This window comes from Variovorax sp. HJSM1_2 (genome assembly GCF_049316285.1).
Taxonomy (GTDB): Bacteria; Pseudomonadota; Gammaproteobacteria; order Burkholderiales; family Burkholderiaceae_C; genus Rhodoferax_B.
In genome coordinates, this window is sequence record NZ_JBMOXA010000046.1 from 1 (window position 1) to 18,309 (window position 18,309).

Consider the following 18,309-nt stretch of genomic DNA (forward strand, 5'->3'; position numbering starts at 1 on the left):
TGCCGACGTGGTGTTGAGCCTGGATTGGCTCGATCTGGCGGGCACGCTGAAACAAGCCTGGGGCGAGCAGGCCGTGGGCAGCAAGGTCATACAGGTGTCGGTGGACCATTACAGCCACAACGGCTGGAGCATGGACCATCAGGGCCTGCCGCCGGTCGATCTGTTCCTGCTGTGTGAACCCGAGCCGGCTGTGGCCTTGCTCCATCCGCTGGTCAAGGCCCGGCCACGGCTGACGTTGGCAGAACGACCGGTGGCGGCTGCCGCACCCGCCGGGCCCGGACTGATGACGGTGGCCACCCTGGCGGCCACCGTGCGCAAAGCCGTGGGTGAGCGCAAGGTCTGCCTGATGCGTTTGCCGCTGAGCTGGAGCGGCGAGATGTGGGACTTCAAACACCCGCTGGACTTCCTGGGCTACGACGGCGGTGGCGGTATTGGTTCTGGCCCAGGCATGTCGATTGGCTCGGCCCTGGCCTTGAAGGGCAGTGACCGTCTACCCGTGGCCATCATCGGCGACGGTGACTACATGATGGGTGTCAACGCCTGGTGGACCGCCGCCAACGCGCGTATTCCCATGCTGGTGGTGGTGTGCAACAACCGCTCCTTCTTTAATGACGAGTTGCATCAGGAGCGGGTGGCACGGCAGCGCAAGCGGCCGGTAGAGAACCGCTGGATAGGCCAACGCATCAGCGATCCGCCACCCGATCTGGCCATGATGGCGCGCGGACAAGGCCTGACCGGCTTCGGCCCGATAGAGGATGCGGCCGAACTGGCGCAGGTGCTCGAAGGCGCCATCGCCGCCGTGTTGCAGGGCGAGACGGTGGTCATAGACGTGGTGGTGCAAACCGGCTACAGCCCCGCCATGGCCGCCGGTATGACACGTTCAAAAGACTGAGGAAGCCCCTATGCGCGCCCATGAAATCCCTTCCGGCATCCTGCCCACGCAGCGGGGTTTGTACTATGGCGGCGCCTGGCACGCGCCAAAAGCCGGTGGTTTTGCCGACACCCTGAACCCCTGCTACAACGAGGCCATCACCAGCGCGCCAGTGGCGGACGCAGATGATGTGGATGCCGCCGTACAGGCGGCGCACGCGGCCTTTCCGGCCTGGGCCGCCACCCCGCCGCTGGAGCGGGCGCGTTACCTGCGCCGCGCCGCCGCCGTGTTGCGCGAGCACGCTCAGCCCCTGGCGCTGCTGGATGCACTGAACAACGGCAACCCGGTGTCTGCGCTGGCGATGGATGCCGGTTTCGCCGCCGACTGCCTGGACTACTTTGCCGGTCTTGCCACCGAGATCAAGGGCGAGACCATTCCCATGGGCGACGGTAACTTCAACTACAGCTTGCAGGAGCCGCTGGGTGTGGTCGCACGCATAGTTGCCTACAACCATCCGCTGATGTTTGCCGCAGCACGGCTGGCGGCGCCACTCGCGGCCGGCAACACGGTGGTGGTGAAGGCGCCAGACCAGGCGCCCTTGTCGACCTTGCGCCTGGCCGAATTGGTGGGCCATATCTTTCCGCCGGGCGTGGCCAACTTTCTGTGTGGTGGCCGCAGTTGTGGTGAGGCCTTGGGGCGTCATCCACTGGTACGCAAGATCACGCTGATCGGCGGTGTGCCTACCGGCAAAGCGGTGATGAAAACCGCTGCCGACAGCTTGAAGCCGGTGCTGCTGGAACTCGGTGGCAAGAATGCGCTGATTGCATTTCCCGACGCTGCGATCGACAAGCTGGTGAACGGCATCATTGCGGGCATGAACTTCACCTGGTCGGGCCAGAGCTGTGGTTCGACCAGCCGCGTGTTTTTGCATGAGTCGCTGCACGACCAGGTGCTGGACAAGGTGGTGCGCTTGTTGCCCGAGCGCCATCGCCCCGGGATTCCCACAGACCCCAAGACCACCATGGGCTCGTTGGTCAGCCGCGCGCAGTTGGAGAAGGTGCAGCGTTACGTGGACGCCGGTCTGGAAGATGGCGGACGCCTGGTGTGTGGTGGCAAGCGGCCGGACGACCCGGCGTTGGAGCATGGTTTCTTCTACGAAGCGACCGTTTTTGCCGACATGCAGCCGCACATGCGGCTCGCGCGCGAAGAGGTTTTCGGCCCCGTGATGTCGGTGTTCAAGTGGCACGACGAGGATGTGCTGTTTGAGCAGGTCAATGGCCTGGAATTTGGCTTGACCGGCTCCATCTGGACCCAGGACTTGAACACCGCACACCGTGCGGCCAAACGCATACAGACCGGTTATGTCTGGATCAACAACGCCAGCCAGCACTTCATGGGTGCAGCCTTTGGCGGTGTCAAGCAATCCGGCATAGGCCGGGAGGAATGTTTTGCCGAACTGATGGAGTTCACCTACACCAAGAACGTGAACTTGAGGCTAGGCTGAGGCGCAGGCCTTCACCCCGGCCTCGCCGTGCGTGTTGCATATCCTCGCTGGACATAGAGCAAAGCCCTCGGGCGGTTGAGGTTTCCCAGGGAAAGGGCAGGCCGGCCGCGTGGTTATGAAATGGCATAGCTAAATGCCTTGTTGCAAGCGCTTTGGGTGTGTAATGAAGACCCGGACGGTCGTGGTTGGCGGCCTTCCATGGCCTGACCTACCGTTCTTCGAGATGCCCATGACGCTCCATCAGACTCTCAGCCCGCAATCCTTGCAGGACGCCCATTTCCGGATGATGGTGGACTCGCTGAGAGGCTATGCCATGGTGTTTGTCGACATCAACGGACTGATCATCCACTGGAATGACGCGGCTTGCGAGTTGTACGGTTATGGCGCCAACGAGGTGGTCGGCGAACCTGTGGCACTGTTTTATCCGGCAGAGACCCAGGGTACACCTGCGTCAGAACGAGAGCTGTTGCGTGCACGCGAAACCGGCCGTTCCGAGGAAGAGGGTTGGCGCGTGCGCCGAGACGGCACACGTTTCTGGGCCCACGTTGTGGTGTCTTTGCTGGTGGCGGAGGACGGTGCACCGATTGGTTTCTCGCACATCACACGGGATCTGACCGAACGCCGCAAAGAAGAGGAAATGCTGCGTAACAGCGAAGAGCGCTTCAGGCTGCTGGTGGAACAGGTTCAGGACTACGCCATCTTCATGATTGATCCTGGTGGCTACATCGTCAGTTGGAACCTCGGCGCCCAGAAGAACAAAGGTTATGAAGCCAGCGAAATCATTGGCAAACACTTTTCTGTTTTTTATCCTCCCGATGTGCGGGCCAAGGGCTGGCCGGACGAAGAACTGCGTCTGGCGCGCAAGGAAGGCCGATTTGAAGACGAAGGCTGGCGTGTGCGCAAAGACGGCACGAGGTTCTGGGCCAGCGTGGTGATCACCTCGTTGAACGATGCGGCGGGCATCCATCGTGGGTTTGCCAAGGTCACGCGGGATTTGACCGAGCGCAGGCGTGTGCGCGCGCTGGAAGACGAAGGCCGCAGGATCACCACTTTTTTGGCCATGTTGGGGCATGAGCTGCGCAATCCGCTGGCGCCGATTGCAAATGCCGTCGCCTTGCTGGAGCGTGAGCAGGATCCCAGCAAGGTGGTGCGGTTCGCGCAGGAAATCATAGGCCGGCAGTTGACGCAGTTGACGCGTCTGGTCGACGACCTGCTGGACGTGGGACGCATCACCAGCGGGCGCATCCATCTGAAGGCCCAGGCGGTTGACCTGGCTGAGGTTGTGCGCAACGCGTTCGAGGTGGTGCGCCCGCTGGCGGAGCAATTGGCGCATCACGTGGAAATCATTGGGCAGGACCAGGCGGTATGGGTCTACGGTGACAGTGCGCGGTTGATTCAGGTCGTCTCGAACTTGCTGCACAACGCCGTCAAGTTCACACCGCGAGGCGGGGAGATCAGTGTCAGGATTTCCAGGCTGCAATCGAACGCCGAGATTCTTGTCAAGGACAATGGCCCGGGCATTCCGCCACGCGACCTGCAAAGTGTTTTTGATCTTTTTGTGCAGGGCACGCAGGACAGTGCGCGCAGTTTTGGCGGGCTGGGCCTGGGGCTGAGCCTGGTGCAGCAACTGGTGAGCCGTCACGGCGGCAACGTCAGTGCCTTCAGCTCGGGGCGTCCCGGCGAAGGGACAGAATTCCTGATCCAGTTGCCCGCCGTGGATGCGCCCAAGGATTTTGCAGAACGCCCGGCGCATGCGCTGGACGCGGGAAATGCCGTGTTGGTGGTGGATGACAACCGTGACGCCGCAGATACCCTGGCCTTGGTACTGGAGAATCTGGGCTATCAAACGCAGGTGACTTACAACGGTGGCGATGCCCTGGAAATCTTGCGCACACAGCCTTTTGCCGCCGTGCTGCTGGATCTTGGACTACCGGATATGAGCGGTGTGCAAGTCGCTGAAGAGATTCGCAAGGCCGTCAACCATCCGCCGCCGCTGGTGGCGGTAACGGGTTATGGGCAAGAAAGCGATAGGGCCGCCACCAGCGCGGCGGGGTTTGCGGAGCACCTTACGAAGCCGGTCGAAGTCGAGGTGCTTCATGGGCTTTTGAAACGGCTTCTGCAGGCGCAGAGCTAGGGATTTCCTGTGCCACTCCGCGCCCATGGTGTGGCGAAGAACGGCGGGCCCGGATCAAATGTTTGCCTCACCGCAGGGTGGGGATTCGCCGGGCCGAAATGCGCAACTTCTAAAGGCCGCCGTGGATTTCCAGCTGTCCGTCCACAACGCCTGCGATCTTGGCCATGATCTCCGGCGGATTGCCGTTTTCAAAGAAGATGGTGGTGCCCAAGACGCGACCCTCTTCATCCGTGTCTTCAATGATTTCCAGTTCGAGCTCGGACAACTCTTCGTAAGTGATGCCCAGTACACGCGCCAACTCTTCGAGATGGCGCCGCTCATCATCCGGCAGGGGGCTGTCGCCCAGGTCGTCCAGGTCTTCGTCGGGGTCGTATGGTTCCATGGGGCGGAGTGTGCGCGGTCTGCGCGGCGTTCGCAAGACCCCTGCTCAAAATCAGCGTGTTCGGCAAGCCATGGGCGCAGGTGTCACTCGCCCCGGTGTGTTACGCCGACTGAAGCGCAACACTTGCGCTGGCACGCACCACCTGGTTGCGCCCGCCGCGTTTGGCCACGTACAAGGCCTCGTCGGCCAGGTTGTAGGCGTTGTCGAAGCTGCCACCCTGCGGCAACCAGCTGACACCAAAGCTGGCCGTGATGTTGCTGCCGTCGGGTAAGCCGAAGTCATGTGACGCGATGGCGCGGCGCACCGTTTGGGCCGCGTGCTCTGAAGCTTCTGCGCTATGGCCGGGCAGCAGCACGGTGAATTCTTCACCGCCGACGCGGCCTATGTGTGCTGTTGCGGGTGCCGATTGCTTCAGGCAGGCGACCACACCCATGATCACCCGGTCTCCTGCGGGATGGCCAAAGCTGTCGTTGACACGTTTGAAATGGTCAATGTCGAGCACGATCAGCGCCAGATGGCCGGTGGCGAAGTGGCGGTTCACCAGGTCGATGATGGCCGCGCGGTTGAAAACACCTGTTAATGGATCATGCGTGGCGCGGTGTGTCAGTTCACTGGCGAGGTCCTGCAGCCGCTGGTTCAGCTGCGTCATTTCCAGCTCGGCTCTATCGCTGCGGCGCACCAGGCGACGGGTTTCGCGCAGCAGGCGCTCGAAGGCGGTCAGCAACTCGCCCAAGGCATGGTGGCAGGGATGGGCTGAGGCGTCGGCGCCGGCTTCAAATGCTGCGCGAGCCGTCAACAAGGCTAGGTTTTCGGCATCAAAAAGGTCGGGGGGTGAGGCTGTCGTGTCCATTCAAGCCGGCTTCACGGGATGGCTGGTGAAGTGGATGTCGGGAAAGTCGTCGCTGAGTTCCTGACCAAACTCAAGTATGGTGTCGTCCTCTTCGTCGTAGTACCAGTTGAGGCTGACCTGGTTGCCCGCGTCGATGGCGTCGTTCAGCGACTGGATCAGGTTGAACAACATCTTGGTGCTGGAGCTGTTGAAGTAGGCCAAGGCGATGTCTATGCGGATATGGCCGTTGCGCTGCTGGGCCAGATAGTCTTTCAGCTGTGTGATCACCGGACCATAAAACGCCGCCGCGTTTTCCGGATAGGACTCGCCACGCAGGCTCAGGGCGTGGGTAGCGAATTTGAAATCGACTTCGGGCGAGCTGGGGGTAGGGGCGATGTAGAGGTTTTCCATGCAGGATTCAATGCGTTGCGCGGCGTCTGCGGCTCAGATCGCGGCCTTGAGATAAAAAACGGGCGTGCCACTGGTGTCGGTGGCCGCGTCAAAGTCGAACTCCAATGGTTCGCGCGCATCACGCGCCACGGTGAGCAGTCCCAGGCCCGCGCCTTTGCTGCCTTCCGGTGTTTCTTCGCGCAGGCTTTGGCGGTAGGCTTGTTTGATTTCGTCCATGGTCATGCTGCGCAGCTTGTCGAGCTTGAGCCGCAGCTCCTCGGCGATCTTGGCCTCTATAGGGTTGGCGCACAACAGCAGAAAAGTGCCATCGGCTTCGCGGCGTATACACACCGAGCCGTGGCGTAGTTCGCGGTTGTCCTGGCTGGCTGGGGTGAGCGCATCCGCCGAGTAGTGGATGATGTTCTGCGCCATCTCCACGAACGACGAAAACAGCTTGCGCCGTGTCGGGCCGGCCACGCCGGTGACCTCCAATTGCAACTTCACGGCATCCGACATCGCGGCCACGATGTGCTGCGAAAAATAGCCTACGTAGTAGAAGATGACCTGGTGCTGGCGGGCCAAATTGAAGAACGAGCCGTACTGCTCAACGATGGCGGGAGTAGACATAGGTGGTAGCCGGAGGCTCAGGTACGGAAACAGAAAAATGTGAGATCGTCGCGGCGGTGATGCCCCCCTTGCCAGCTTTGCAAGGCCTGCAGCACCGCCTGGTTGATGGCAGCCGCCGTCTGGCCGCGCTGGCTGAGCAGCAGCTCGGACACCCGCCGCTTGCCGAAGGCAATGGCGCGTGCGCCGCCTACCTGGTCGATCAGGCCATCGGTGGTCACGAAGACCAGGCTGTTGGGCGGTAGCTGCAGCTCCTGGTTGCGCCAGGCGAAGTCGAACTCGCTGTCTACATAACCCACACCCTTGCGTTGGCCTTCGACGATCTGCACCTCGGCCGCATCGGGGCGCACAACAAAAAGCGAAAGCCGTGCCCCGGCAAACACCAGTTGGCCGCTGCTTGGCTGGAACCAGAAGCAGGCGGCATCCATGCCGTCGTCTGAACCGGGTGTTTCGTCCTTGCGTTCCACCTGACCCAGCATCTGCTTGATGCTGCGGTTGACACTGCCGAGCAAACGCGCCGGGTCACGCGCGCCGTGTTGCTCTATGGCCTGGTTCAGGCTGGTGGAGGCGATCAGCGTCATGAAAGCTCCGGGAACACCGTGGCCCGTGCAGTCGGCGACGGTGGCAAACCAACCGTCGGCCTCGACGCTGAACTGGTAGAAATCTCCGCCCACCACGTCGCGCGGTTCCCACACCAGATCGGCGTCGGCGCAGGCCTTGCTCAAGGCCTCGCGTGAACTGCGCAGTGTGGAGCGCTGGATGACGCTGGCATATTCAATGCTGTGCATCACCTGGCGGTTGCGGCTGGCCTGTATGTCGGCCACGGCGCGCATCAGTTGTATGCCACCGCCCACGCCCAGCAGGGCGCCATCGCGTGTGATGATGAAGCCATCGGACAGCGCCTTCTCGCCGTGCGCCACGGTTTTGAAGGTCAGGGTTTCGATGTCCATCTGTGCCTCGACGATCAACGGCTCCTTGTCCATGAAGGCGATGCAGCTCTTGCGGCCATACACCTCCATGCGGTAGGGCTTGCTCATCTGCGACATGAAGATGTTGCGGTTGATCAGGCCTATGGGTTGTCCATCTTCGACGATGGGCAGGCTGACCAGGTCGCGATATTCGGTGAAGACCTCCATCACCCTTTCATTGTTCTCGTCGGTTGTCAGGCTTGGCACCTGGATGCACAGATCAAAAGCGCTGGGCTGACGAAATCGGGGCCGGAATTCGCTGAGGTATTCGACGGTTTCGGGCATGAAAATGGCGTGCTGGAGAGTATGGTTGTATGCAAATGTTATTTTGTTGACATGTCAGCTCTATGACGCTGCGGTGAAAAGCGCCGGCCAAGGCCTGCGGCGCGCCTTTGGCTGCACCAACATGGCAGGCCATGGGCGTGGTGGCGGGCCGTTTGACTCAGGCGGCCAGGTCGGGCGATATGTGCTGCAGGGCCAGGTAGGCGCTGAACGGCATGGGCGGCGAAATGCCATAACCCTGCACAAAGTCCACACCATAAGCCGCCAGCAAGCTGCGTTGTGCCGGGGTTTCGACGAACTCGGCCACGGTCTTCAGACCCATGGCACGCGCCACCTCGCAGGTCGAGATGACGATGCGCTGATCGACCCGGCTGGTGAGGATGTTGCGTATGAAACTGCCGTCGATCTTGACGAAATCCAGCGGTAGCGATTTCAGGTGGTCGAAGGTGGCCAGGCCGGTTCCAAAATCATCCAGCGAGGTCTGTGCGCCGAGTTTGCGCACATCGCTCAGCAGGCTGATGGCCTGGCTGCGCTCGGTGATGTTGGACGATTCCGTGATCTCAAAACAAAAACGCTTGGCTTCCAGCCCGCTGCTCTGTATGGCGTCGGCGATGTAGCCGGGCAGTTGGGCATCCGACATCGACGCCCCCGAGAGGTTGATCGATATTTTCTCCAGGCCGATGCTGGCAGCGCCCTGGTTCGCCAAAGCACGCACCACCTGGGCGATGACCCAGCGGTCCACCAGGGGCATCAGACCATGACGCTCGGCCAGCGGCAGGAACTCCGATGGCGCAACCGCCACGCCGCTGGCCAGGCTCCAGCGCAACAACACCTCCACGCCTAAATCGTCGTGTTGGCCGTCTTGTGCCGCGCGTATCGGTTGACAGGCCAGCCACAGGCCGGTGCCGTCGGCATCGCTGCTGGCGGGGTGGCGCAAGGCCTCACGCAAGGCCTCGACGCGCGACAGTTGGCGCTGGCGCTCGCGGATCAGAACTTCTGGCGCCTCGTTCACGGCGATCAGCCCCAGCCCGTCGGAATCACCCGCGATGCGGCAGGCCAGAACGAGCGCGGCCAGGGTTTCTTCGCGCCTGACGGTGCCGGCCTGGGTGTCGAGTGCGCTCATGGCCACGCGGATGCGCACACCTTGCTCGCCCAGCACGTAGCGCCGGCCGGAGAGCACCTGTTGCAAGTGGCTGGTGAATTCTTCTCCAGACATTTGCGGTGGCAGGGCGATGACAAAAAAACCGTCTCGCACACGCGCGAAGCGGGTGGCCTGGGGCACCTGGTCGCGCAGCAGATGGGCAATGTCTTCCTCTACCTGGCGCGCGCGCGGCATGCCTATCAGGTCTTCTATGGGCTCGAGATTGCAAATGGCGATGCCGATCAGCAGATGATGGACGCCGGGTTTCTCAAGATACTGGGTCAGGCCACGTTCGTTCAACATGCCGGTGAGTGTGTCGATACGTGCGAGTTCTCGCAGGCTGTCTTCCATGGCGCGGCGGTGTTCCATGGCGGCAGATGCAAAAAAGCCCAGGCCGGCGAGGCAAATCACCAGCACGGCCTGGTCGAGGATGAGGAAGGCGCGGTCGCTGTCGGGCAGATGGGCGGGTGTGAGCCCCAGCAGGGCGAGTGCCGCCAGGGCCGTGGCCATGTGGACAAACAACGGCCGTCCCGCAAAAGCGGCCCAGGCCACGAGTGGAAACACTGCATAACGCACCGAGGCGTTGATGCCATTGAACTGGCTGTAGTCTGCGATGCTGCCTATGGACAGCAGGATACCCAGGCTCACCAGCCACCAGAGTTGCCACCAGCCTACGCTCAGGTTGGGCGGCTTCCGGGGCCGGTCCAGCGCATCCACCAGCAGTTTCGTCAGCCTGGCAAACAGCAGAATGCCGAACAGCTCTGAGACACCCATGACCAGCACGATCTGGTGCCAGCTTTGTTTGCCGGGCACATTCGCCAGCAAGTATTGCCAACTGCCCAGCCCGACCAGAATGCAGGTGGCGGGCAAGAGGGTGAGCAGATGAAAACGAATCGCTGCCGTCACCGGGTTGGCGGGCTGTGGCCCGCGCAGATCCAGTTGCCTGAGCCACCATACGGCATACATGGCCAGCATCAAGGCGCCCGCACCAATGACAGATTCACTCAGCCCAATGCCGCGCTGCATGTGCCACAGTATGACCGCGCCGCCTATGGCCGGAATCATGCCGCGGCCGTAAGCCAGAACCAGTCCCAGCGCAATGCCGTCCGGCGGCCATACCAGGCTCATTTCCAGCCCGCCGAACGAGAACTTTCGGCTCAGTTCGGCAGCCAGTATCCATGCCAGCGCACCCAGCAAGACACGCTTCAGATCAAAGCTGCGGGGGAATCGCGATGGAAGAGGGGCCGCTAACGGTCGTGGCCTTAAAAGGTCTAACTGAACATCGGACATCTGGGTTGCCGTCGAGGCTGATGGCCCCGACGATGGCATGAAAATGTGACATCTTAGTTACATTGATCACCTCGGTGACAGTGAGCAGCATCGCAGGGTGGCTGGTGTCATGGACGCTTCAAACTAAATCGCTATGTTGCGCCCTTCACATGTTTCTTAGAGTCAGCCATGCCACTGGTCAAAACCGAACCCGGCCGCGAAGCGCTGCAAAGGCGTGACCGCTCGCTCAGTCCCCGAGAGCGGCAGATCCTGGTGATCACCGATGGCTCGCGCACGCGCAGCCAGTTGCTGGACTTGCTGGGCCTGACTGCGGCCGCACCAGTCGATAGGCTGCTGCAGCTTGGCTACCTGCAAAGCCAGGAAAAGGCGCCGGCAGTGCACATGGCTTCCCCAGACTCAGCGCCGCAAGCCAGGCGCTCCCTGGTCGCCACCAAGGTGTACTGCGTGGACATGCTGCAGTTGATACGCGAGCCGCAAGCCGCCGCAGTGGTGCGTGCGCTGCAGTCCAGCCTGTCGGAAACCGAATTGATCCACAACGTTTGGCAGTGTTTGCGCTATCTGCAGCAGAACACCACGCCGTCTTACGCTGCCAAGGTGGGCGCGCGCTTGGCCGAGATCGTGCCGCCACAACATCTTGAACAACTGGCGCAATGCCGTGCCGAGTGCCTGGCGACACCAGCGCCTGTGCAGCATTGATCCTGCGCGCTGCCATGTACCCAGGCCAACGCTTCAACGCCTACAGCCATCTCGCCGGCCTGCTGCTGGCGTTGGGCGGCGCTGTGCTGCTGCTGCGTGACATCGTGCCGCGCGGCGATGCCCAGAAGATTGCGGCAGCGGCGGTTTTTGCCTTGTCGGTGGTGCTGCTGTACGCGGCATCGACCGCCACACATTCGGTGCGAGGGCGCAGCTACGGCTTCTGGCAGCGCATGGACCACTGTGCGGTCTACCTGCTGATTGCGGGCACCTACACGCCGTTTGCGCTTGCCGCGCCATTGGTGGTCTGGAGCGGCGCGCTGCTCGCAGGCATCTGGGTTTTGTTTGGCTTTGGGGTCTGGCGCGAACTGCATACCCGGGCCGGTGACCGTCCTGCCGTGGGCTTGTATCTGGTGATGGGCTGGATCAGTGTGGTGGGCGCCATGTGTGCGCCTGGCCATCTGCCGGCTTTTGCCGTGGCCCTGCTGTTGGCCGGCGCCGGCTGTTACACGCTGGGCACCGTTTTCTACCGCAATCGGCGCGGCTTGAAACATGCGCACGGCATCTGGCACCTGCTGGTGTTGGCCGGCACCACCACCCATTACCTGGCCATTGGTTTGTACGTGCTCTAGACCAGCCTCGCGGTGAGGCCTGGCGCGTGCCTGGCCCGCGCCGGACCACATGGCTTTAGCGTATGTTGGCGCGGATCTTGTCCATCTCGGCGCGGTACAGCTTGACGATGGCCGGGTCGTAGCTGGCCTCGAATTTTTGTGCCACGGGCTTGGTCAACTCGCGCATCTTGGCCAGGGTTTCGGCGGGCACGTCATTGATCAACATGCCCACGGCCACCAGCTCCCTGCGTGCGGTGGCCGAGGCCTCGCGGCTGAGTTTGCGTTGGTAGGCTCCGGCTTCCACGGCGGCGTCGCGCAGCACCTGCTGCTGTGCGGGTGAGAGTTTGTCCCAGGACTTCTTGCTGATGACCACGGGGTTGGCGGTGTAGACGTGGTTGGTCACGCTGAGGTATTTTTGCACCTCGTAGAACTTGCTGGTCAGGACCACAGAGAACGGGTTCTCTTGTGCGTCCATGGCTTTGGATTCGAGGGCTCCATAAAGTTCAGGGAAGGCCATGGGCACGGGGTTGGTGCCGAGTGCCGCAAAACTCTCCATGAACATGGGGTTGGGTATCACGCGCAGCTTCAAGCCCTTGAGGTCTTCCACATTCACGATAGGTTTACGGCTGTTGGTGAAGTTGCGAAAGCCGGTTTCCCAGAAGGCCAAACCGACCAGCCCCTTGTCGGTCAGCCTGGCCATCAGCGCCTGGCCAAACGGACCGTCGACCAGGGCGTCCACCTGTTCCGCCTTGGTGAAGGAAAACGGCATGTCGATCAAGGTGAATTCCTTGATGGCGCTGCCCATCACCGTGGCCGAAGGCATGGTGATGTCCTGCACGCCCCCCTGCACCGCGCTGAGTTGTTGCGCTTCGCCGCCGACATTGCCGCCGCCGAGTTCTTGAACCTTGATCTTGCCGCCACTCTTGGCCGCCACAATTTCACCAAAGCGCTGCACTCCCAGAGAGATCGGGTGGCCGGGTTGCACCACGTGGCCAAAACGAATGGTGATGTCCTGCGCCGCAGCGCCCAGGCCGGCGAGCGCCAGAACCGATGCGGTCAATACGTGTTGAAGTTTCATGGTGTTGTCTCCTGTGATGGTTTTTTAGTTGGAAGTGTCTGTGGGCACGGCCGAGTAGGACAGCCCATACAGCCCGCTGAACTCGGCGGATGCCGCGCCCATGTGCTGCAGTGCTGCTTCACTCAGGCTGTCCTGGGTCAGTACTTGCAGTGCCGCCATTTCGTAGCCGCAGACCACTAGCACCCAGTCGGCGACGCGGTCACCGCCGCGGATCTTTTGTTCCGTGGTGAGGGCAATCGACGGGCTTTCGTGTTTCAGCAAATGCAGGCCCACCAGGCCCGGGCGCATGACCAGGCGTTGTGCCAAGTCTTGCAGCCCAGCCTGCAGGCGCTCCGCGGCGCCCGGCCGGGGCGACAGCCGCAGAGTCAAGGCATGGCCTGCGACGCTGCCGCCACAGGACAGCAGCACACGGCACTGGCTGCGCACCATGTTGCGGTGGTGCGGCATCATGCGGGTGGACCAGGGTGTCGGGGCGTTCAGATGTGCGAGGTAGGGCGCCGAAGAAAGAATCTCGTGGGTATCCAGCTCATACATCACGAAGATGCCTTCACCGCCGCCGCTGCTGGTCCAGCGTGTGGCGCGGCGGAAGCCCGGTACGTTCAGGCGCTCGGGGAAATGTTCGTGTGAATGCCAGTCTTCAAAGTCAGAGCGCATCTCGGGCGCCATGTCCCACCACATGGCCAGCGCAGCCTTGCCGAGTAATGCCATGTTTAAACCTTGCGCGCGCGCTGAGTTGCGGCGTGCACCGGGTCGCCAATCGAACGGCTGCTTATGAAATTTGTCTGCATTTTTCTCCTCGGTTGTTGGGGTGTTTTCTCCGGTGGGAGCGGATGCTACATAAAAACTGAACGGCGTTCAAATAATTGATACCATTCAAATAATGAACCATATCAATCAAATATTTAGGCGTGCTCTGCACCCATAGACCACACAAGGCGACGCGAATATGAGTGGAGCTCTCGAAAAATCCCTGGCCATACTGGAGTACCTGGCGGCCTATCCCGACGGTGTGCCCCTGGTGCAAATTGCCACCGATCTGAACCAATTGCGCAGCGGCTGTCACCGCACCCTGCATGAGCTGATACGGTATGGCTATGTGCGCCAGCTACCGCAGCGTGGCGACTACGCGCTGACCACCAAGATGGCTTCCATGGGCCTGAGCTTTCTGAGCAAGTCAGGGGTGGTGGACATTGCGCAACCGGTCATCAACCGTCTGGCCCAAACCACCGAAGAGCTGGTGCGCCTGGCCATCGTGGACGGTGAACGGCTCACCCTGGTGGCCAAAGCGCAGGGAGCCAAGTCTGGCCTTTTGTATGACCCCGACATGGGCATAGACCTGCGGCTTTCGTGCAGCGCGGCCGGCCAGGCATGGTTGATGACGCTGCCCGAAGACCTGGCCATCGAATACGTTTCCCACCAGGGCCTGGGTTTGCCCAAACACTACGGCCCGACTGCGCCCACCAGCGTCAAGGCCTTGCTCAAGGAGCTTGAGCAGCACCGCAAGCGTGGCTTCAGTGTGATACAGGATGCCTACGCGCTGGGCATGAGTTCCATGGCAGCCGCGATTCAGCGTCCCGGAGAGCCCAGCACCGGGGTCTTGGTGATTGCCGGGCCGTCGTCGCGTTTTTCATTGGAGCGTATGTTGTCCTTTGGCGCGGCTTTGTGTGCCGCGGCGGATGAGCTGGCGATGTCGGGGAACGCGTCGCCGCTGCTGAAGTCGGCCAACGTGGGCACCTGGGGCAATGTGGAAGACAAGCCCGCACAAGGGCGCAGGGCGGTGCGATGAGTGGCGCGCCTGATGTTGTGCGCTGTGTGGTGCCCGGGCAGGACCTGCTGGGTGAATCGCCGCTGTGGTGCGAGCGCACCCAGTCCTTGCTGTGGCTGGATATCGACGGCGGCCGTTTGCAGCGCTACCAGCCCGCCACGGGGCGGCAGGATGCGTTCACCTTTGCCCAGCGTTATGTGGGCTCGCTGGCGCTGACCCAGCACACTGGCCGTGTGTTGCTGGCGCTGGACCTGGCCTTGCACACGTTCGACATGGCCAGCGGCGAGCTGCGCCTGCTGTGTCAGGTGGAGCCGACCGATCGCGACAACCGCTTGAACGATGGCCGGTGTGATACGCAGGGCCGCTTCTGGGTGGGCAGCATGGACAACCAGTTGCACCGGCCCAATGGTGCGTTTTACCGCGTTGATGCGGACGGCGCGGTGCAGAAGATGTTTGACGACGTCATCGTCTCGAACACGGTGGCGTTTTCGCCAAACGAAGACGTGCTTTATTTCTCCGACACCCGCCGCTTCACCACCTGGCAGTTTGCGTTTGACGCGCAAAAGGGGACGCTCTCGGAGCGCCGTATTTTTGTCGACCACACCCCAACACAAACCCGGCCCGACGGCGCGTGTGTGGATGCTGACGGTTTTATGTGGAACGCCATCTTTGCCGGCGGCCGGGTGGTGCGTTACACGCCATCTGGTGAAGTTGATCGCGTGATCGAACTGCCGGTGAGCAACCCCACTTGTGTGTGCCTTGGCGGCCCCGACCTGAAGACGCTGTTCATCACCACCGCACGCAAGTTTCTGGACCGCACGCAGCTGCGCCAGCAGCCGCTGGCCGGGTCTGTGTTGGCGGTGGATGTGGACGTGGCAGGGCGAGCAGAGCGCCGTTTTGGCCCCACTGCCGCTCAACTGTCTTAGAGCTGTTTTGGCCTTTTGTGCATATTGCTAGGGCGTAGGATGCTATCTAATCAATAGTGTTCCTGGCGTGGCGCGTACCTCATTACAATTGAGAATTATTCTCAAATTGTCCATCAGCCTGTCCGCCAGCATGTCCTCTCAACGGTTCACTGCGTTTGCCAGCGTCGAAACCCTGTACCAAGAACACCATGGTTGGCTGGTGTCGCGCCTGCGTGCCAAGCTGGGCAATGTGTTTGATGCGGCCGACCTGGCACAAGACACCTTTGTGCGTGTACTCGCCAAGCGTGATGCCCCCCCGGTAGATGAGCTGCGTGCGCCGCGTGCCTACCTGAGCACCATTGCCAAGGGCCTGGTGGCTGACTTCTTTAGGCGCAAGGATCTGGAGCAGGCCTACCTGGCCGTGCTGGCGACCCTGCCCGAGCCGCAGCAGCCGTCACTCGAAGCCCGTGCCATCGTGCTGGAGGCCTTGACCGCCATCGACGCCATGCTCGACGGCTTGAAACCCGTGGTGCGCGAAACCTTTTTGCTGTCGCAGCTGGAAGGTTTGAGCTACGCCGAGATCGCCACGCGGCTGGACATCAGCATACGCAGCGTGAACAACCACATGGGCAAGGCCATCGCCCATTGTTATCTGTTGGCCCCATGAACCACAGCAGCGTTTTAGCGCCGCGCGACGAAACTGCGCTGCGCAAGGAGACCGTGGCCTGGTATGTGCGCCTGTGCTCGGGCGCGGCCACGGCCGCTGACCACCTGGCCTGGCAGCAATGGCATGCGCAACATCCCGACCATCAACGCGCCTGGCAACGCATCGCCTCCATCAGCGCCACCGTGCAGCGTGTGCCGCCGGGCATTGCCGTGCCCACCTTGCGCGCGTCCGGCCAGAGCCGCCAGCGTGTGGACGCCGGGCGGCGCCAGTTGCTGCGTGGTCTGGCCTTGTTTGCGGGCACGGGCAGCTTGGCTGTGGTGTCTTACCGCATGGCCGAGCGCCATGCCTTGTGGCACAGCTGGATGGCCGAGTACAGCACCGGCGTGGGCCGGCAGCGCGAGCTGGCCCTGGCCGACGGCTCCCACATGATGCTCAATACCGCCAGCGCCGCCGATGTGGTGTTCAGCGAGCAGCAACGCCTGGTGCGTCTGTGGGCCGGCGAGGTGTTGATCGAAACCGCGCGGTACCGCCAGCTGGGCAGCGCGCAAAGCAGCCAACGCCCGTTTGTGGTCGAGACCTCCCATGGCCGTGTGCGCGCCTTGGGCACACGCTTCACCGTGCACCGGCAAGCCGAGCAAACTGTGGTCAACGTGCTGGACGATGCGGTGGAAGTGCGCCCGGCAGACCCGGCGGCAAACACGGTGCTGCTGCATGCGGGTCAGCAGATCAGCTTCACCCGCGCGGGCACCGGGCCATTGCTGCCCGCCGACGCCATGGCCGGCGCCTGGGACAGCGGCAGCCTGGTCGTCAGCGACCAAGCCCTGGGCGCGGTGGTGGCACAACTGGCGCGTTACCGCCATGGTCATTTGGAATGTGACCCGGCCGTCGCAGGTATCCGTGTGTCGGGGGCCTTTCCCTTGAACGATATCGACAAGGCGCTGGCGGTGATCACCAAGACCTTCCCGGTGCGCGTGCACTCGTTGACGCGTTTTTGGGTGCATGTGGTGCCGGCGTAAAGACGCTGCAGTTTTTTTCTAAACACCTTGCACGTTTTTTGATTTCGTACGGCCTACACCTAAGAGCCTGTTCGCGATCTATTGGCACCCCCCATGGATATTGAGCCGGCGTCTTTGACGCATTCAACTGCATTCGTCCTAACGATCCGTCCAAGGTGTTCATGTCTTCTTTGCCATCCCGGTTCTCCCGCCAGCCACGCGCTGCGTTATCGCCTCTTGCCATTGCCATCTGGGTCGCCATCAGCGCAGCCCCCACCCTGACCGCACACGCCGCAGAACAAGTCGCAGCCGCGGCAGCGGCCGCCAAGTCGTACCAGATTTCCGCCGGCCCTCTGGCCAGCGTGTTGGGCCGGTTTGCCGCGGCCTCGGGTGTGGCCCTGTCTTTCGACCCGGCCATGGTGAAAGACCTGCAGTCGCCGGGCTTGCAGGGCAGTTATGCCGTGCCCGCCGGCTTCTCGGCCCTGCTCACCGGTGCCGGCCTGGAGGCGGTGGACCGTGGCAACGGTGAGTACACCTTGCGCAAGACGGTGTTGAATGCGCCGTCCTCGGCAGCGGGTGCCAGCCTGGCGGCGGTCACCGTTACCGCGCAGGCCGATGTGTCGGGCACTTCTGAGGGCACAGGTTCGTACGCCGCCAGTTTTAGCCGCTCGGCCACGGGCCTGAACCTGTCGCTGCGCGAAACCCCGCAGTCCATCAGCGTGATCACGCGCCAGCGCATGGACGACCAGGGCCTGTTGCAGCTCACCGATGTGCTGCAGCAGACCACCGGCCTGTACGTCAACCAGTCGGGTGCTGCGGGCAGCGACTCCACCACCATTTATTCGCGTGGTTACGCCGTCAACACCTACCAGATCGACGGTGTGACGCAAGTCAACAGCAACTACGACATGCAGTTCCAAACCGACGACATGGTGCTGTACGACCGCGCCGAGGTGGTGCGTGGCGCCACCGGCATGATGAGTGGTGTGGGCTCGCCGGGCGCGGCCATCAACCTGGTGCGCAAACGGCCGACCGAAGCATTCCAGGCGTCGGTGCAACTGCAAGCCGGTTCGTGGAATTTCAAGCGCGCCGAGCTCGATATCGGCGGCCCGCTGAACCAGGCCGGCACGCTGCGCGGCCGCTTGATTGGCGCCTGGCAAGACAACGACTCGTTTGTCGA

Annotated in this window: 18 protein-coding genes; 10 read left to right on the top strand and 8 right to left on the bottom strand. The window is 62.2% G+C overall.

The features are described 5' to 3' along the window. From ACFQ95_RS25205 to ACFQ95_RS25215, 3 genes are all read left to right on the top strand, one after another. Positions 1 to 892 (top strand): thiamine pyrophosphate-dependent enzyme (locus tag ACFQ95_RS25205; RefSeq protein WP_422835593.1); only part of this gene is annotated, 892 nt, incomplete at its 5' end. A gap of 10 nt (positions 893 to 902) precedes the next feature. Beyond that, complete coding sequence (locus ACFQ95_RS25210) at positions 903 to 2,375, top strand: aldehyde dehydrogenase family protein (protein WP_422835595.1); 1,473 nt, start codon at positions 903 to 905, stop codon at positions 2,373 to 2,375. Between the two features lie 229 nt (positions 2,376 to 2,604). After that, complete coding sequence (locus tag ACFQ95_RS25215) at positions 2,605 to 4,509, top strand: PAS domain-containing hybrid sensor histidine kinase/response regulator (RefSeq protein WP_422835597.1); 1,905 nt, start codon at positions 2,605 to 2,607, stop codon at positions 4,507 to 4,509. A 109-nt stretch (positions 4,510 to 4,618) separates the two neighbouring features. On the opposite strand, the gene ACFQ95_RS25220 is transcribed toward ACFQ95_RS25215, so the two are convergent. The 6 genes from ACFQ95_RS25220 to ACFQ95_RS25245 all read right to left on the bottom strand — a co-directional run bounded on the left by ACFQ95_RS25220 (position 4,619) and on the right by ACFQ95_RS25245 (position 10,322). Beyond that, entirely contained in the window at positions 4,619 to 4,891 is a 273-nt protein-coding gene (locus ACFQ95_RS25220; protein WP_422835599.1) for a hypothetical protein, read from the bottom strand. 100 nt (positions 4,892 to 4,991) lie between these two features. Continuing rightward, positions 4,992 to 5,741 carry a GGDEF domain-containing protein gene (locus ACFQ95_RS25225; protein WP_422835601.1) on the bottom strand — a complete coding sequence of 250 codons (750 nt, stop codon included), beginning with the start codon at positions 5,739 to 5,741 and terminating at the stop codon, positions 4,992 to 4,994. Beyond that, positions 5,742 to 6,131, bottom strand: a complete 390-nt coding sequence (locus ACFQ95_RS25230; RefSeq protein WP_422835603.1) for a DUF1987 domain-containing protein — start codon at positions 6,129 to 6,131, stop codon at positions 5,742 to 5,744. 33 nt (positions 6,132 to 6,164) lie between these two features. Further along, entirely contained in the window at positions 6,165 to 6,737 is a 573-nt protein-coding gene (locus ACFQ95_RS25235; RefSeq protein WP_422835605.1) for a SiaB family protein kinase, read from the bottom strand. Positions 6,738 to 6,754: 17 nt separating this feature from the next. Next, a complete protein-coding gene (locus tag ACFQ95_RS25240) occupies positions 6,755 to 7,987 on the bottom strand; it encodes a SpoIIE family protein phosphatase (protein ID WP_422835607.1) in 1,233 nt (410 codons plus the stop codon). Positions 7,988 to 8,144: 157 nt separating this feature from the next. After that, positions 8,145 to 10,322: an EAL domain-containing protein gene (locus ACFQ95_RS25245; RefSeq protein WP_422835609.1), complete on the bottom strand. Its 2,178-nt coding sequence runs from the start codon at positions 10,320 to 10,322 to the stop codon at positions 8,145 to 8,147. A 261-nt stretch (positions 10,323 to 10,583) separates the two neighbouring features. Between ACFQ95_RS25245 and ACFQ95_RS25250 the strand changes: the two genes are divergently transcribed. Further along, positions 10,584 to 11,111 (top strand): hypothetical protein, encoded by a 528-nt coding sequence (locus ACFQ95_RS25250; protein WP_422835611.1) that lies wholly within the window; start codon positions 10,584 to 10,586, stop codon positions 11,109 to 11,111. Next, positions 11,066 to 11,740 (top strand): PAQR family membrane homeostasis protein TrhA, encoded by a 675-nt coding sequence (gene trhA / locus ACFQ95_RS25255; protein WP_422835613.1) that lies wholly within the window; start codon positions 11,066 to 11,068, stop codon positions 11,738 to 11,740. Before ACFQ95_RS25250 ends, trhA begins: the two co-directional genes overlap by 46 nt. A 55-nt stretch (positions 11,741 to 11,795) precedes the next feature. Here the strand turns inward: trhA and ACFQ95_RS25260 are convergent, their stop codons facing one another. After that, positions 11,796 to 12,797 (bottom strand): TRAP transporter substrate-binding protein, encoded by a 1,002-nt coding sequence (locus tag ACFQ95_RS25260; protein ID WP_422835615.1) that lies wholly within the window; start codon positions 12,795 to 12,797, stop codon positions 11,796 to 11,798. A gap of 24 nt (positions 12,798 to 12,821) precedes the next feature. After that, positions 12,822 to 13,505 carry a hypothetical protein gene (locus tag ACFQ95_RS25265; RefSeq protein ID WP_422835617.1) on the bottom strand — a complete coding sequence of 228 codons (684 nt, stop codon included), beginning with the start codon at positions 13,503 to 13,505 and terminating at the stop codon, positions 12,822 to 12,824. 238 nt (positions 13,506 to 13,743) lie between these two features. Between ACFQ95_RS25265 and ACFQ95_RS25270 the strand changes: the two genes are divergently transcribed. From ACFQ95_RS25270 to ACFQ95_RS25290, 5 genes are all read left to right on the top strand, one after another. Next, on the top strand, positions 13,744 to 14,583 hold the full coding sequence (locus tag ACFQ95_RS25270; RefSeq protein WP_422835619.1) for an IclR family transcriptional regulator: 840 nt from the start codon (positions 13,744 to 13,746) through the stop codon (positions 14,581 to 14,583). Further along, the gene (locus ACFQ95_RS25275) at positions 14,580 to 15,488 is read left to right on the top strand and encodes an SMP-30/gluconolactonase/LRE family protein (RefSeq protein ID WP_422835621.1); all 909 of its coding nucleotides are present in this window, start codon (positions 14,580 to 14,582) and stop codon (positions 15,486 to 15,488) included. Before ACFQ95_RS25270 ends, ACFQ95_RS25275 begins: the two co-directional genes overlap by 4 nt. 130 nt (positions 15,489 to 15,618) lie before the next feature. Further along, positions 15,619 to 16,134 carry a sigma-70 family RNA polymerase sigma factor gene (locus ACFQ95_RS25280; protein ID WP_422835623.1) on the top strand — a complete coding sequence of 172 codons (516 nt, stop codon included), beginning with the start codon at positions 15,619 to 15,621 and terminating at the stop codon, positions 16,132 to 16,134. Further along, positions 16,131 to 17,150 (top strand): FecR domain-containing protein, encoded by a 1,020-nt coding sequence (locus tag ACFQ95_RS25285; protein ID WP_422835625.1) that lies wholly within the window; start codon positions 16,131 to 16,133, stop codon positions 17,148 to 17,150. Before ACFQ95_RS25280 ends, ACFQ95_RS25285 begins: the two co-directional genes overlap by 4 nt. A 161-nt stretch (positions 17,151 to 17,311) precedes the next feature. Further along, positions 17,312 to 18,309 (top strand): TonB-dependent siderophore receptor (locus ACFQ95_RS25290; RefSeq protein WP_422835627.1); only part of this gene is annotated, 998 nt, incomplete at its 3' end.